This is a genomic window from Natronobacillus azotifigens, from assembly GCF_026805325.1.
Lineage (GTDB): Bacteria > Bacillota > Bacilli > Bacillales > Amphibacillaceae > Natronobacillus > Natronobacillus azotifigens.
Window position 1 is genome coordinate 63,211 of the sequence record NZ_JAPRAT010000008.1, and the last position, 14,802, is coordinate 78,012.

The 14,802-nt window shown below is 38.3% G+C and carries 15 protein-coding genes and 1 riboswitch; of the genes, 3 read left to right on the forward strand and 12 right to left on the reverse strand.

The features are described 5' to 3' along the window. Positions 1-43: 43 nt before the first annotated feature. Both argH and OWO01_RS05890 read right to left on the reverse strand, forming a co-directional pair. On the reverse strand, positions 44-1,477 hold the full coding sequence (gene argH / locus OWO01_RS05885; RefSeq protein WP_268779503.1) for an argininosuccinate lyase: 1,434 nt from the start codon (positions 1,475-1,477) through the stop codon (positions 44-46). Next, positions 1,474-2,733 (reverse strand): argininosuccinate synthase, encoded by a 1,260-nt coding sequence (locus tag OWO01_RS05890; protein WP_268779504.1) that lies wholly within the window; start codon positions 2,731-2,733, stop codon positions 1,474-1,476. Before OWO01_RS05890 ends, argH begins: the two co-directional genes overlap by 4 nt. A gap of 509 nt (positions 2,734-3,242) precedes the next feature. Here OWO01_RS05890 and OWO01_RS05895 point away from each other — a divergent pair. Beyond that, the gene (locus OWO01_RS05895; RefSeq protein WP_268779505.1) at positions 3,243-4,124 is read left to right on the forward strand and encodes a DUF4349 domain-containing protein; all 882 of its coding nucleotides are present in this window, start codon (positions 3,243-3,245) and stop codon (positions 4,122-4,124) included. A gap of 121 nt (positions 4,125-4,245) precedes the next feature. Here the strand turns inward: OWO01_RS05895 and ddlA are convergent, their stop codons facing one another. After that, complete coding sequence (gene ddlA / locus OWO01_RS05900; protein ID WP_268779506.1) at positions 4,246-5,349, reverse strand: D-alanine--D-alanine ligase; 1,104 nt, start codon at positions 5,347-5,349, stop codon at positions 4,246-4,248. A 158-nt stretch (positions 5,350-5,507) separates the two neighbouring features. After that, positions 5,508-5,939, reverse strand: a complete 432-nt coding sequence (locus tag OWO01_RS05905; RefSeq protein ID WP_268779507.1) for a DUF4064 domain-containing protein — start codon at positions 5,937-5,939, stop codon at positions 5,508-5,510. A gap of 532 nt (positions 5,940-6,471) precedes the next feature. Between OWO01_RS05905 and OWO01_RS05910 the strand changes: the two genes are divergently transcribed. Beyond that, entirely contained in the window at positions 6,472-6,813 is a 342-nt protein-coding gene (locus tag OWO01_RS05910) for a P-II family nitrogen regulator (RefSeq protein ID WP_268779508.1), read from the forward strand. A gap of 21 nt (positions 6,814-6,834) precedes the next feature. After that, the gene (locus OWO01_RS05915) at positions 6,835-8,196 is read left to right on the forward strand and encodes an ammonium transporter (RefSeq protein ID WP_268779509.1); all 1,362 of its coding nucleotides are present in this window, start codon (positions 6,835-6,837) and stop codon (positions 8,194-8,196) included. A 234-nt stretch (positions 8,197-8,430) separates the two neighbouring features. On the opposite strand, the gene OWO01_RS05920 is transcribed toward OWO01_RS05915, so the two are convergent. The 8 genes from OWO01_RS05920 to proC all read right to left on the reverse strand — a co-directional run bounded on the left by OWO01_RS05920 (position 8,431) and on the right by proC (position 14,801). Continuing rightward, on the reverse strand, positions 8,431-8,955 hold the full coding sequence (locus tag OWO01_RS05920; RefSeq protein ID WP_268779510.1) for a type 1 glutamine amidotransferase domain-containing protein: 525 nt from the start codon (positions 8,953-8,955) through the stop codon (positions 8,431-8,433). A gap of 288 nt (positions 8,956-9,243) precedes the next feature. Further along, positions 9,244-9,549: a DUF3784 domain-containing protein gene (locus OWO01_RS05925; protein ID WP_268779511.1), complete on the reverse strand. Its 306-nt coding sequence runs from the start codon at positions 9,547-9,549 to the stop codon at positions 9,244-9,246. A 277-nt stretch (positions 9,550-9,826) separates the two neighbouring features. Then, positions 9,827-10,468, reverse strand: coding sequence for a thiamine phosphate synthase (gene thiE, locus OWO01_RS05930; protein WP_268779512.1), 642 nt, complete (start codon positions 10,466-10,468; stop codon positions 9,827-9,829). Then, positions 10,458-11,264: a hydroxyethylthiazole kinase gene (gene thiM, locus OWO01_RS05935; protein WP_268779513.1), complete on the reverse strand. Its 807-nt coding sequence runs from the start codon at positions 11,262-11,264 to the stop codon at positions 10,458-10,460. The genes thiE and thiM overlap by 11 nt, the downstream gene beginning before the upstream one ends. A gap of 2 nt (positions 11,265-11,266) precedes the next feature. Beyond that, the gene (gene thiD, locus OWO01_RS05940) at positions 11,267-12,088 is read right to left on the reverse strand and encodes a bifunctional hydroxymethylpyrimidine kinase/phosphomethylpyrimidine kinase (protein ID WP_268779514.1); all 822 of its coding nucleotides are present in this window, start codon (positions 12,086-12,088) and stop codon (positions 11,267-11,269) included. Positions 12,089-12,260: 172 nt separating this feature from the next. Next, positions 12,261-12,366, reverse strand: a riboswitch (TPP riboswitch). Between the two features lie 175 nt (positions 12,367-12,541). Then, a complete protein-coding gene (gene lepB / locus OWO01_RS05945; protein WP_268779515.1) occupies positions 12,542-13,075 on the reverse strand; it encodes a signal peptidase I in 534 nt (177 codons plus the stop codon). A 430-nt stretch (positions 13,076-13,505) separates the two neighbouring features. Next, positions 13,506-13,952 carry a flavodoxin gene (locus OWO01_RS05950; protein WP_268779516.1) on the reverse strand — a complete coding sequence of 149 codons (447 nt, stop codon included), beginning with the start codon at positions 13,950-13,952 and terminating at the stop codon, positions 13,506-13,508. A 60-nt stretch (positions 13,953-14,012) separates the two neighbouring features. Continuing rightward, positions 14,013-14,801: a pyrroline-5-carboxylate reductase gene (gene proC, locus OWO01_RS05955; protein WP_268779517.1), complete on the reverse strand. Its 789-nt coding sequence runs from the start codon at positions 14,799-14,801 to the stop codon at positions 14,013-14,015. Position 14,802 lies beyond the last annotated feature (1 nt).

Here is a 14,802-nt window from a genome sequence, read left to right on the forward strand (position 1 = left end):
TGTTAGTGCTAAGAAAACTAGCCGAAGCTAGTTTTCACTTTTTCTATTTATTTGTAAGAAGAAGCTGATCAATTTGTTGAATTTTCTTTTCAATCCATGCTTGATTCTGTTCAAAAAGTGCATTCGCCTGTTTCAATTGATCTTCTACTCGATTCTTCGCTGTTCCTCCAGCTACATTACGAGCATTAACAACCGCTTTTGGCGATAATACTTGATAGATATCTTCAGCAATTTGATCAGAAAATTGCATGAATTCTTCTAACGATAAATCGAGCAAATATTTGTTTTGTTCAATACTATATAAAACCGTTTGACCGACAATCGCATGTGCTTCTCGGAAAGGAATATCTTTTCCTACTAAATAGTCCGCAAGATCTGTTGCATTCGAGTAATCTTTAGCGACCGCTTGATACATGGTTTCTTTCTTCACTTCCATCGTCTCAATCATTGGGGCAAATAACGCAAGTGCTCCTTTGATTGTTTCCACTGTATCAAACATACCTTCTTTGTCTTCTTGCATATCTTTGTTATAAGCAAGCGGTAAGCCTTTTAATGTTGTAAGCATTCCACTTAAATGCCCAAATACCCGACCTGTTTTTCCACGCACCAATTCTGGTACATCTGGATTTTTCTTTTGTGGCATCATACTACTTCCGGTACAGAAAGCATCATCCAATTCGATAAAATTAAATTCTGCACTCGACCATTGTACAAGCTCTTCCGACAGTCTAGATAAATGCATGATGACTAAAGATGCATCCGCTAAAAATTCTACAACAAAGTCACGATCACTAACTGAATCTAAACTATTTTCCGTAATCCCATCAAAATTCAACTGTTCCGCGACATATTCCCGGTCAATCGGAAATGAGGTACCCGCTAATGCACCAGCGCCTAACGGAGACTTGTTGACACGCTTCCAACTATCTGCTAATCGCTCCAAGTCCCGTTGAAACATAAATACATAGGCCATCATATGATGTGCGAATAGAACAGGTTGGGCACGCTGCAAGTGCGTATAACCAGGTAAGACAGTGTCCAAGTTTGCTTCTGCTTGCTTTACCAATGCTTGTTGTACATCGAAAAGCAATTGACTGATGGTTACAAGCGCATCTCTCAAATATAAACGCATATCAAGCGCTACTTGGTCGTTTCTACTTCTACCTGTATGAAGTTTACCGCCAACCGGTCCTACCTCATCAATTAACAATTTCTCCACATTCATATGAATATCTTCATTTTCCTCAGTTAGTTCTACTTGATCATTAGCAATTTTCTCTGCAACAACAAGTAGCCCCTTAGCAATTTGCTCCGAATCTTCTTGAGAAATGATTTCGCATTTAGCAAGCATTTTAACATGGGCGAGACTACCTTGAATATCGAATTGTGCTAATTTCTGATCAAATGTGATCGATGCTGTGTATTCATCTACTAGTTGATTCGTTGGTTTTGTAAATCGTCCGCCCCATAGTTTCATTGCTTTACCGCTTCCTTTACATCAATCGTAGTTTTTGTAATGGAAGCTTTTTTGTTTTGCTGCGCTCCCGTTACTGTTTCGTGTACTTGTGTAGGCAATCCCCATAATTTAATGAATCCAAGTGCAGCATCATGATCAAATGCGTCACCAGTTGAATACGTTGCTAAATCCATGTCATATAAGGAATGTTTGGATTCACGTCCAATGACAAAAGCTGATCCTTTGTATAGTTTCACTTTCACATTTCCTGATACAAATTGTTGTGTTTGTTTAATAAATGCTTGTAGCGCGTCTGTTAATGGCGAATACCATAGACCATCATATACAGTTTGTGCTAGTTTTTGCTCAATCATCGGTTTGAACTGCGCAACTTCTCTTGGCAACGTAAGTGCTTCTAGTTCTTGGTGTGCAGCAATTAACGTAACCCCAGCTGGCGCTTCGTAGATTTCACGTGATTTAATCCCAACGAGACGATTTTCCACGTGATCAATTCTACCAACTCCGTGCTTTCCGGCGATTGTATTTAATTTTAAAATCAATTCATCTAATTGCAATTCTTCTCCATCAATAGCTGTTGGCTTTCCTTGTTCGAAAGTTAGTGTGATTACTTGCGCTTCATCCGGTGCATCTACTGGGTCTGTTGTTAATTCAAAAGCGTCTTTTGGTGCTTCTGCCCAAGGATCTTCTAGAATGCCACATTCATTACTGCGTCCCCATAGGTTTTGGTCGATACTATATGGACTTTCGATTCCAACAGGAACTGGAATACCATGTTTTTTCGCGTAAGCAAATTCTTCATCTCTTGTCATCTTCCACTCTCTTACCGGTGCAACAATTTTCAGAGAAGGTTTTAATGCCGTAAATGCTACATCAAAACGAACTTGGTCATTCCCTTTTCCTGTACAACCATGCGCAACTGCTACCGCACCCTCTTTTTCAGCAATATCAACAAGTACTTTTGCAATTAACGGACGTGATAATGCAGAAATCAATGGGTATTTCCCTTCATATAGTAAGTTAGCTTGTAATGCTGGCAACACATATTCTTCAGCGAACAATGCTTTTGCATCGACAGAATAAGATTTTATTGCACCAACATCCAATGCTTTCTTTTTCACAAATTCTAAATCTTTACCTTCTCCAACATCTAAACCAACAGCGATTACATCATAATTGTATTGGTCTTGTAACCATTTAATCGCCACCGATGTATCTAATCCACCTGAATATGCTAAAACTACTTTTTCTTTTGCCATTTTAAATCTCCCCCAACCTTTATATTAAGTTCATTTCGCTCTTCATCACTTGTGTATGAATTATTATGCACTATACAGAATAAAAATTCAAGGGGTAATAACAATTTTTTTCTTATTTTTTCTTAGTTTTCTGTAGTAAGGATAATATAATAGATTGAATACAGTGCGTTCAGTCTTTTTTTATAACATTCATCAGAATATGCAAGAATTATTAATATTTATACATAAGATAAACTGGAGGAACACCACCCAATTCTTTTAAATCTATATTTTGTAAAGGGCTGATGGTGACAAGCTATAGCGTGACACTTCAATCAGTGGGGATTTTAGGTTCCTCTTATTGATTGTTAGTCTTAAAAGATGATCTATTAGATATAATTTATTATGCGTTATACTCCGACAAAAAAATAGTTGCATAAGAATAGGCACTTGTATAATTGATTTTCTTGTAACTATTTACCTAAATCTACGTCTAATGCAATAATCAATGATTTCAAGGAGGAATTACATTGAAAAAGCTCTTTCTTTTCCTATTGCTATCCACGTCAGCGCTTACAATGATCGCGTGTAGCAATTCCGATGATTCAAGCGTACCAGAAGCGACTAGAGATGTTCGTTCAACAGAGGAATATGATCAAGAAATGGATCATGTTGAATCTGGAGACTACGACCAAGACGACACGATGCAGATAGATAATACTATTAATCAAGAACAAAAAATTATTAATGAAGGTTATTTTGAACTGCAAGTAAAAAATTACCAAGAAGCACTACAAAAGATCGAAACGCAAATTGCCGAACAGAATGGTTATGTCATTCATAACGAAACATGGCAATTGGACAATGATTTGCGTGAAGGAAGGATTACCGCCCGCATCCCTCAACAATATTTTCAGTCATTCCCTTCACTACTGGAGTCCGATGACATCAAAATCATTCATCATAATACTTCCGGACAAGATGTTACTGAACAGTATGTTGATTTAGAGTCTAGACTAAATTCTAAAATGGTTGTAGAGGAAAGACTGCTTAATTTTATGGATGAAGCGGAGACAACCGAAGACTTACTGAACATATCGAGAGACTTAGCCAAAATCCAAGAGGAGATTGAACAAATAACTGGTCGAATGAATTATCTCGATAACAAAACAGACTTAGCAACGATAACACTCTCTATTTATGAAGACCGCGTGGACAGAATTGGCGATCAAGACTTAAACACCTGGGAACGGACAAAGCAACAATTGTTAAGAAGCTATAATTTTATTTTTGTGGCTGGTTCCAATCTCATCGTTTTTTTCATCGGTAACTTACCAGTCTTAGCTGTTTTCTTGTTAATTGGATTACCTGTATATTTTTATTGGAAAAGAAAAAAGAAAGGGCGCGAATAGTAGCGCCCTTTCTTTTGTCAAAAAACTATTTTAGCGCGGGCTCCCCCACATGAGAACCACAAGAACCAGTAAACGAAGCAACATACGCCTTATCATTTGGTAACTTTTTGAACATCCTCGTTTATTGATGTGAGACGTTGCTTTGTAATTGGTTATTTCGTTCATATCGCTCGAACGCAAGGTTGATCAGGCGATCGATCAAGTCCGGATACGAAATTCCGCTAATGCCCCATAATCTTGGATACATACTAATTTTTGTGAAACCAGGAATCGTGTTCACTTCATTCACAACCAAACTTCCATCTTCCTTCATAAAGAAATCAACCCGAGCCATCCCCTCACATTCTAGGGTTTGATATACGTTAATTGCCGCTGCTTGGACTCTACTCGTTTGTTCCTCTGGCATTTCGGCAGGAGCTGCCAATTTCGCCCCTGTTTCATCAATGTATTTCGATTCATAAGAATAAAAATCTGTTTGTGGTAATATTTCACCTGGTAAAGACGCAATGGGATGTTCATTCCCTAAAACTGCACATTCAATCTCACGACCAACAACCGCTTCTTCCACTAATACTTTATGGTCAAATAAGAAGGCTTCACTTAATCCCGCATGAAAAGATTCTTCATTCTCGACTTTACTGACACCAACAGAAGAACCTTGATTAGCTGGTTTAATAAATAAAGGTAAACCAAGTTCTGCTTTTACTTGATCAAAAGAAATATCCTTTTGTTGATGTTTTTTGAATGTGAGTCCTTTGGCAACATTTATCTTCGCTTCTCTTAATAAGCGTTTCGCGATATCTTTATCCATACTAATTGCTGATCCTAATAAATCTGTGCCGACAAACGGCATATTTAATGTCCGAAGCAACCCTTGTAAACTACCGTCTTCCCCTAACGTTCCGTGAACAATCGGAAAAATGACATCTACTTGCTCTAGTAACGACTCACTTGCTACATTCAGTAATTGATCTCGCGTTTGTCCTGGAATGACTGCCACTTGCTGATTTGTTTTATTTAAACGAATTGTTTTCGGATCATCTTCATTTTCTAAATAAGTGGAAGAATCACTTACATGCCACTTTCCAGCCTTATCTACTCCCAACAGAATCACTTCGTATTTTTCTCGATCAATTGCATCAACAATGTTTTTCGCAGATTGCAAGGATACTTCATGTTCTGCTGACTTACCACCAAAAACAATACCCACTCTTATTTTACTCATGATGATCCTCCTTATTAAAGGTTACCTAAAAAAGTTTGACAAAATAAAACTGCGTTAAACTTTTTTGTTTCTCTTATTCATTCTATTTTTTTGACAAATACTATTTTTCATAGAAAGGCGACTCTAGTCTTCACATGTACCAAAGCCGCCTTTACTGATTATAAATCAGCCAATCGTTCTTCTTTTGGTTTACGTACTAAACACATAATACCTGCTGCGATGTAAAATACGCTAGCAAACAAGGCCATTTCTAACAGACCAAGTGCGGAAATAACTCCCGTTAGGATGAAGATGATCCCTGCCGCTTTCGGTCTTTTGTTTCCTTTTAAGAAGACTAATGCAACAATACCTGCGATTAGAGCAAGAATAGACACAACCGCAATCATTGTTCCGTTGAAGCTTAGTGTTTCTAACATCGTTTCATAGTCGGGAAAATTGACCTCAGGATTCGATGCTACTAACTCTTGATACACATTCTCAGAGAATTCATCATAATTTTGAAGCATTATCATCCCTATACCAATCAAACCAAAGAAGCCATAAATTACAGCACCAATAATTCCTAGTACTATTTCACCTGTACGTTTCATATTAATATTTTTCCCCTCTCATTAATTTGACCACAATAACTAGATGAGCATTTTTTTCATTCCATTCTATTTTATCATATTCACACAGTAAACCACTATTACTTTCCATATGATATTCACTATATTTTGAGCAATTTCTTATAGAAGAAAATTTTAATCAGGGAGAATGTACTCACTGATTGTTCCCTTATACCATTTGAGGTGCTAGCCTTTCTCTCCTCAACCTCAACAACTTTATATTCTTGTTGTTTCAAATCAGGATTGTTACTGAAGGTTGCTTACTCCGAGAAAAAGCAAAACTTGATGGAGAAAGATTTTAAGAATGAAACAAAGTACAATTATTCCGCAGGCCTTTTTAGAAAAAGAACACGTGTATCCTCTGGTTTTCTCATTAACTTACGACAAGAAAGCGTTTACTTTAATTTTTTTCAAAAAATTCGGTCAAAACACTTGAAATTTCAGAAAATTAAGCTTATGATAATTAACATAACTTGTAATGTTATAAAACCTTACATGAAAGGGGAGTTGTAAAATGAAAAAAGTTGAGGCGATTATTCGGCCTGAAAAGTTTCAAGCTTTGCGCGACAAATTAGCTGAAATTGGAATTGGAGGTATTACGGTTACAGAGGTTGCTGGTACCGGAAAACAAAAAGGACAGACAGGTGTTTTCCGCGGAACGACTTTTGAAATTCAATTATTACCAAAAATTAAAGTGGAAACAGTCGTCCCCGCCACAAAGTTAGAAGAAGTTGTTGATTTGATTCTTGCAACTTGTAGCACTGAAAAAATCGGAGACGGAAAGATATTCATTTATCCAGTCGAAGATGCTATTCGTATTAGAACAGGCGAACGCGGCCAAGATGCAGTTCTTTAATAAAAAAAGGAGAGGGTTTCTATGTTAAAGAAAGTTGGACTTTTACTTTTTATCAGTTTATTACTCGCAGCTCCAGCATATGCAGAAACAGGAGAAGCAGTAACACAAGGTACGGTTGATATGATTTGGGTTATGCTTGCTGCGTTTTTAGTATTCTTCATGCATGCAGGTTTCGCAATGGTTGAGTCAGGCTTTACTAGAGCGAAAAACTCATTAAATATCATTATGAAAAACTTTTTAACAATCAGCATTGGACCGATTTTATTTTTCCTCATCGGTTATGGAATTATGTTTGGTAGTTCAGCTGGTTCATTTATTGGATCTGATGGATTTTTACTAGACGGCGTTGAAGATATCGGATTTTTCGTCTTCCAAGCAATGTTCGTTGCAACTTGTGCTACGATCATTTCAGGTGCAGTAGCAGAGCGTATGAAGTTAGGTATGTACGTATTAATCGTTATCGCAATGACTGCTTTCATTTACCCTGTTGTCGGTCACTGGATTTGGTCAGATGACGGTTGGTTAGTAAACTTAGGCTTCAGTGATTTTGCAGGATCAACAGTCGTTCACTTGACTGGTGCTGTCGGAGCTCTTACCGTTGTACTATTCTTAGGAGCTCGTCTTGGTAAATATACTGGCAATAAAATTAATGTTATCCCTGGACACAATATTCCAATGGGCGCATTAGGGGTATTTATCCTTTGGTTGGGTTGGTTTGGTTTTAATGGTGGTAGTACATTAGAAGCAGATCCAACACTAATTCCAATGGTTGTTGCGACAACCTTAATGGCAAGTGCTGGTGGTTTAATCGCAACTGCTCTCTATTCACAACTACGCTTTAAACATGTGGATGCATCGTTATCACTTAATGGTGTGTTAGCTGGTTTAGTCGGGGTTACAGCAGGTACGGCAGAAGTTTCTATTGTCGGAGCTATTATCATCGGTTTAATCTCTGGTGTTATTTTAGTAGAAGGGATTACCTTCTTTGATACCAAACTAAAAATTGACGATCCTGTAGGTGCTCTTTCCGTTCACGGTCTTTGCGGTATTTGGGGTACACTAGCAGTCGGGTTATTCTCTCTAGATACTGGTTTATTTTACGGATTCGGACCTGAACAACTAGGTGTTCAAGCAATTGGTGTTATTGCAGTTATCGCTTGGACAATGGCTACAGTAGGGCTAGTCACTTTTATCATCACTCGCTTCTCTTCTATTCGCGTATCAGAAGAAGAAGAAATTTCAGGCTTGGATATCGCTGAACATGGATCTAACGCTTATGAGTTTAAAGATTCATTAGTAACGAAAGAGTCTGTTTCCTCAAACAGTGGGTTCGGATTAGCAGATCGTTTGAATAATCTTTCGGAAGATAAAGTTCCATCTTAATCGTAATGTTTAGTTAGTGATGTTACGTTAATAATAATTGATTTACCATTTGTTTTCCCCCTATATATATATATTTGGCGATTGCACAACGCAGTGCAATCGCATTTTTTCTTTTTTTACAAATTTTTATTGGTCATAATGAACTCCTAAACATTCCGAAAGCAACAATGTTTGTGAAATACCGCAGAAACACAAATACACCCCCTTTATCAGGAGGTGTATCTGTTCTACTACTTATTCGTCTGCCAACTTGTCCGCAAAAGCTTTTACATACGGCGGTAAGTCCGGCGGCCTGCGGCTTGATATAATATGACCATCTACTACAACAGGCTCGTCATGCCACGTAGCCCCTGCATTAGTCATGTCATCTTTAATCCCTGGCGTACTTGTTACTCTTACCCCATCTAAAATCCCTGCAGAGATCAGCACCCATCCCGCATGACAAATTTGTCCAATCGGTTTTTTCATTTGATCAAAGTGCTTAATAAACGCAAGTACTTCTGGATATCGACGTAACTTGTCTGGAGCCCAACCACCCGGCACTAAAATTGCGTCATATTTATCTACATTTACATCGGAAAAGCTCCGATCAGAATTTGCAGGCACACCGTATTTTCCCACATACTTTTTCCCTGCAATCTCTCCAACCAAATCAACCATAGCTCCTTCTTCTTGCAACCGCAAAACTGGATACCATAATTCCAAATCTTCAAAATCATGATCAACAAGCGCAATGATTTTTTTGTTTTTTAATCGCATCCTCTACCTCCTTGCTAATGAATAATAAATATTGTCGCTTCTAATAATTTACCCTTTAGCAAGAAAAACAAACATCTGCCATCGAAACAAGACTACAATAAAGCGAAACTTCAATCAGTGGGGGTTTTTAGTTATTCCCCCACTGATTGTTCGCCCTACAGGATGACCTAAAGGCCCTTGAACCATTCGGGGTGCTAGCGTCCGTTACTTCCACTTAATCAGCTTTGGTTTTGACACCGTTTTAGCGTAGGAGTCTTGCGAGCGCTCGCTCAGGGATACAAAATTATTTTATTTCCGAAAACGATTTCCGATGTTCATGTTAAATAGCTCAACAATTATAACGATTGAGAATAAAATCCAACTAAACAACATGACCCGATTAAGGGAAAAAAATTCACCAATCGAACCAACGGAAGCAATTCCTGCAAGAATAAACGCTAAATTTCCTACACCACGACAAAGAGCGTCTTGATTATATTTTTCTTTTTGTTTTTTCGTTGACGTATTGTAACCGGCAATTAACCAACTATATTGTCTATATTTAATCAAGTAACCAAGAAACATAAACAATAACACTACCAGAAAATGCATCATACTCATATCCTCCGTTTTAAAAATCATATATATATACGATCTTAACGCCGAAAAGTTTCATTTTTGATCTATAAGTCGCGTTCAAAAAGTCGTTAAATAAGAAGTAAGTGCGGTAAAGTGACGCACCACTTATCATTTGATGACTTTTTCAACACCCTCTATAACATAGCTACTTAACACTTCAAAAAAGGCTTATCCCTCCGTCTTGAAGAGCGAAATCATAAGGTAGGGATGCTTTTTTGCAAAAAATACACGTATTGAAAAAATTATCGATCTACTATTTTCGATATTCACGACGCATGGATTCAACCATGACACGAGGTTTACGAGCTAAACTAATCGCAGAAATAACAGATACTCCGTCTGCGCCAGCTTGTCTGATGGAACGTATTTTAGACAAATCGATACCACCAATTGCCACCATTGGTATCGATGGAACTGCAGCTCGAACGCTACGTATTCCGTATAACCCTATCGGGGTTTTTGCATCCGATTTTGTAGCTGTTGCAAAAACAGGACCAACACCTATATATGTGGCACCATCATCTACCGCTTGAACGGCTTCTTCAACTGATGTTGCTGATACACCGATGATTAAATCCGAACGGAGTTTTTTAATTTCCTCTACCGCTTGATCGTCTTGCCCCACATGTACACCGTCTGCATTGAGCTTTATCGCCAAATCAATATCATCATTCACAATAAATGGAACTTGGTAAGATTGACACATCTCTTGCATTTGGCGAGCTAACTCTTCTTTTTCTTCACCTGTTTTCGCATACATTCCCTTTTCACGAAACTGAAAACACGTTATCCCACCAGCTAGTGCCTCTGACAATATTTCTAGCGGATCTTCGCCGCCACAATTATTGCTACCCATAATAAAATATACTGCTAATTGTGAAACATCAAATTTCATGATTTTGTACCTCTAACTGCATTTTCTCCAATACATGAACACTTGTTGTTTGGGACAGAGCATCGAGAAAAGCCATTTGAAAACTACCTGGTTGATCGGCCTTCTCGACCGCAAATTCGGCCGCTACACTATAAAAACTAGCCGCTGCCACCGCACTAACAACCGTCTCTTTTCCTACTGCTAAAAATGCAGCTACTACAGAACTCAATAAACAGCCAGTCCCCGTAACTTTTGTCAATAATGGTGTGCCATTCGACAAGATAGCCAAAGCGTTTTGATCCGCAATGACATCCTGCTCACCAGTAACAAGCACAGCCGTGCCTAACTTTCTTACAGCTGTTTTAGCTATCTTGACAGCATCCATATTACCAGTCGCATCCACCCCTCTAACCTCTGCATCCATACCAGCTAATTGACTAATTTCACCGGAATTTCCTCGAACTAACGTGATGGATACTTCATTTAAAATTCTTTCTGCCGCTTGATTACGAAACGGCGTTGCGCCTACACCAACCGGATCAAACACTACCGGAATTCCTTTCTCATTTGCCGATCTTCCCGCCAATATCATTGCTTCAACTTGATCGATCGTTAGTGTACCGATATTAATTAATAATGCATCCGCAATGCTTGCCATATCCGCCACTTCTCTTACATCATTCGCCATAACAGGAGCTGCGCCAATCGCGTACAATCCGTTAGCCGTGAAGTTCATTACTACTTGATTCGTAATATTGTGCACCAACGGCTGCTTTACCTTTATCTGTTCGATGATTTCCCCAATCTCTTCTTTCATTATTAGTCCTCCTTTTTGTTTGGTAATTCTTTTAATCGGTGACCCCAATGGTTCGTAGGTCCACTACCTAACCCAAGATTCAGTGGATACTGAATCGCATCTGTGATAAAATCCTTCGCTAGTGCAGTTGCTTCAACAATTGATTTCCCTTTCGCTAATTCAGCAGAAATCGCCGCAGAAAAAGTACACCCAGTCCCATGTGTATGCTTCGTTTCAAAACGATCAGCTTCTAGATAATGGACATTACCATCAACGTAGAGCACATCTACTGCCTTTCCAGCTAGATGCCCCCCTTTTACAACCGCTGCCTTTGCACCTAAATCTTTCACAATGGTCTGGGCAGCTTTTTCTAGATCAGATAAATCAGAAATTTTAAAATCAACAAGAATTTCTGCTTCCGGGACATTTGGCGTAACGATAGTTGCAAGTGGAACTAGCAACTCACGAATGACACGACGCGATTCTTCATTCATTAACGCATCTCCACTCGTTGCTACCATAACAGGATCGATTATATAAGGGATGTCAGGATGTTTTTTTACATAAGATGCAATTAACTCCATCATCTCAATTGTTGATATCATTCCAGTTTTTATCGCGCTTGGTTCAATGTCTGTAAAAACCGCTTGAAGTTGCTGATCAATAAAGTCGATCGGTAAATGCTCAACAGCCTTTACCCCCAATGTGTTTTGCGCGACCACCGAAGTCACTACACTCATCCCATAAACTTCACGTTCCTGAAATGTTTTTAAATCAGCTTGAATTCCAGCCCCTCCAGTCGGATCTGTCCCAGCAATCGTAAGTGCGGTTACTATTTTCGTCATCATATATCCCCCTCACATTATTGTGCTCACCTTTTCCCATCAGAGAACAGGATGAAAGAACTTACTTGAATCTATTTCATAATCTAATTCAAAATATCGCATGAAAAATCACAAAAAACCGCATCCATAAATATGGAGCGGTTCAACCTATCGCTATCCTAAAAAACAAGCATAGCTACCAGCTCCACTTCCCTACGTTGGTACTAACCAAATTCAGGTTCAAAGGGACCAAAGAGTATACTCTTTATCTCAGCTAATTAGCGCCCCTAGTGGTAAAAATATATTATTGTACATAGAATACGTGTTCAAAAATCAATTGATTAGCAACAATGGTTAAGCTTTCAAAAACCTGATGAACAAACGAAGAAATGTGCACTTAACTTTTGGTTGCTTTTTTTAACACCTATTATTACTAAATCATCTATACTCGATCTTGTCAAACGAAAGGGTCTACTAATTGGTTGTTCCCAACGCATTCAATGGCCAAATTCGAAATACCACTTTACCAATGATAGTTTCTTCTGAAACAAAACCAAAGTCCCTACTATCTCGACTTATCCGCCGATTGTCACCTAGAACAAAATACTGTCCATCCGGCACAATTCGAGAACCCGTCTCTTTCTCGAGGTCAAAGTCATCTGTCATTATTTGATATCCAAGCAATTCTTTCGATGACGATAAATAGAATTCTTCAAAACGTTCACCATTGACATACAAGTGATCGTCTTTAATCTTCACCTCATCACCCGGCAAGCCAATAACCCTTTTTACATAATTATCATCCGTGTCCGGCGCAAGAAAAGCTATCTCATCAAAGCGATCAATTGAGCTAATCTTACTGATAATAATACGATCACCATCATTTAAATTCGGTATCATGGAATCACCTTTAACAATGGAAGGCGTCATAAGAAATTCCCTTACAACAAAAACAATGATCAAAGCAATCACGATCGCTTTTAGCCATGAAAATATTTCTTTTACCATCTGCGTCATCCTCTACCTTGTCCTTATGTGAATCTTTCTTTTGTCTATTATACCTTTAATTTCATGAAATTCCCATCATAACACACAAAATAATTTCCCTACTCGCTGTTAAAATGCGAAAACAGTTGCAACTCCAACGCTTGTTGTTTTTGCAATCATTATCATTAATTGGGGAGTTCATACAAATTATACTAATATACTGAAAGATCCCCAAAACCTTTCCGAAGATAGGCTTTGAGAGTTTACTGATCCGGAAGATAGACCGCACGTTGGTAAAATAACGACCAGACCAGAATCTATTGAAATTCTAACCTTTCATATCGCTTTGACTGGTATTCGCTATCATCGGTTGGCTGATCTTAGAAGCAACAACTGGAAAAACTATAAAAAAAGATCGTCCGACAAGTCATTGCAAGGGACGATTTTTTTATTATTTTATTTTTTCGATAAAACTCTTGGCAAAAACTTCGCAACGTTCAATATCCTCTTCATTTGGTGCCAAATCAACCTTTAATAACGGTTGAATTACCGTTGCGCCGATAGATTGAAATTGTTCCGCCATCCTATCAATCGCCGTACCATATTGAGGGTAATAAGAATCGCAAGAACCAAACAAAGCAACGAACTTCCCAGACATATCCTCTTCCGCTAAGTCATCAGAAAAATCCTCAACCTCATAAGGTAAATCCCCATCTCCCCATGTATACGTACCGAATAAAATCGCTTGATAATTACTTAAATCACTTGCCATAATATCATCATAATTAATTTGAAACATATCTACAGTAATATCAGATGCTTTCAAGTGCTTTGCAATAATCTCAGCGATCTCCTCTGTGTTCCCAGTCATACTTGTAAATACGATCGCAACTTTCATTTTGCTACCACTCCTCTCTCACTATATTAATTGATAATGATTTTCAATGTCAAGGAGTGGTTATTTTTCCGCTCTATCATAGCATGCTTGAAGTACATCAATCATCATCTGATCAAATTGATACTGATCAAACACTTCTAACCCCGCTGCAGTTACACCGCCAGGACTAGCCACTTGATCAATTAAGGATATTGGAGTTTCATCTGTTTGTAACATAACAGCCGATCCTTTAATCATTTGTGCAACCATCTTTTGTGCTTGTACTTCGGTAATTCCGGTATCTTTTGCTCCAGCAATTAATTGTTGTGCCATGCGGTAAATGAAGGCAGGGGCACTGCCAGTAATCGGTGTTAACTGATGAATTTGTTGTTGGGTAACTTTTTCAAATTCTCCAACACTTGCAAGCATCGTTTGAAGTAATTGTTCGTGATCAGTATTCACCGCACTTCCTATTGCATACAAAGAGATTGATTCTCCTTTTGAAGCAGCGGTGTTTGGCATCACCCAAGCTACTGGTGTTTGTGGCGGCAATTTAGATTGTAAATAATCAACATCAATTCCTGCCGCTACCGTCACGATACATTGTTGACCAACAAGAGATTGTAATTTTTGCAAAACAGGATCATGAACTTCCGGTGGCATTGCCAAAACAATCATAGAAGCATCTTCCACTTCATCTTCCCATCTATCAGTTATCTTCACATGATATGTCTGGCTTACTTTTTCTAGACGTTTTCGATTTCCATTATTACTCACGGTTATTTCTAAATCATTCAGTTGATACATCCCCGCAATTAACGCTTGCGCCATTCTTCCTGCACCAATAAATACAATTTTACTTTTGCTCATA

Bases quoted from the DNA above. Each gene is read 5' to 3' on its own strand.
- argH (WP_268779503.1), bottom strand. From the start codon at position 1,477: ATGAAACTATGGGGCGGACGATTTACAAAACCAACGAATCAACTAGTA.
- OWO01_RS05890 (WP_268779504.1), bottom strand. From the start codon at position 2,733: ATGGCAAAAGAAAAAGTAGTTTTAGCATATTCAGGTGGATTAGATACA.
- ddlA (WP_268779506.1), bottom strand. From the start codon at position 5,349: ATGAGTAAAATAAGAGTGGGTATTGTTTTTGGTGGTAAGTCAGCAGAA.
- OWO01_RS05905 (WP_268779507.1), bottom strand. From the start codon at position 5,939: ATGAAACGTACAGGTGAAATAGTACTAGGAATTATTGGTGCTGTAATT.
- OWO01_RS05910 (WP_268779508.1), top strand. From the start codon at position 6,472: ATGAAAAAAGTTGAGGCGATTATTCGGCCTGAAAAGTTTCAAGCTTTG.
- OWO01_RS05915 (WP_268779509.1), top strand. From the start codon at position 6,835: ATGTTAAAGAAAGTTGGACTTTTACTTTTTATCAGTTTATTACTCGCA.
- OWO01_RS05920 (WP_268779510.1), bottom strand. From the start codon at position 8,955: ATGCGATTAAAAAACAAAAAAATCATTGCGCTTGTTGATCATGATTTT.
- OWO01_RS05925 (WP_268779511.1), bottom strand. From the start codon at position 9,549: ATGATGCATTTTCTGGTAGTGTTATTGTTTATGTTTCTTGGTTACTTG.
- thiE (WP_268779512.1), bottom strand. From the start codon at position 10,468: ATGAAATTTGATGTTTCACAATTAGCAGTATATTTTATTATGGGTAGC.
- thiM (WP_268779513.1), bottom strand. From the start codon at position 11,264: ATGAAAGAAGAGATTGGGGAAATCATCGAACAGATAAAGGTAAAGCAG.
- thiD (WP_268779514.1), bottom strand. From the start codon at position 12,088: ATGACGAAAATAGTAACCGCACTTACGATTGCTGGGACAGATCCGACT.
- lepB (WP_268779515.1), bottom strand. From the start codon at position 13,075: ATGGTAAAAGAAATATTTTCATGGCTAAAAGCGATCGTGATTGCTTTG.
- OWO01_RS05950 (WP_268779516.1), bottom strand. From the start codon at position 13,952: ATGAAAGTTGCGATCGTATTTACAAGTATGACTGGGAACACAGAGGAG.
- proC (WP_268779517.1), bottom strand. From the start codon at position 14,801: ATGAGCAAAAGTAAAATTGTATTTATTGGTGCAGGAAGAATGGCGCAA.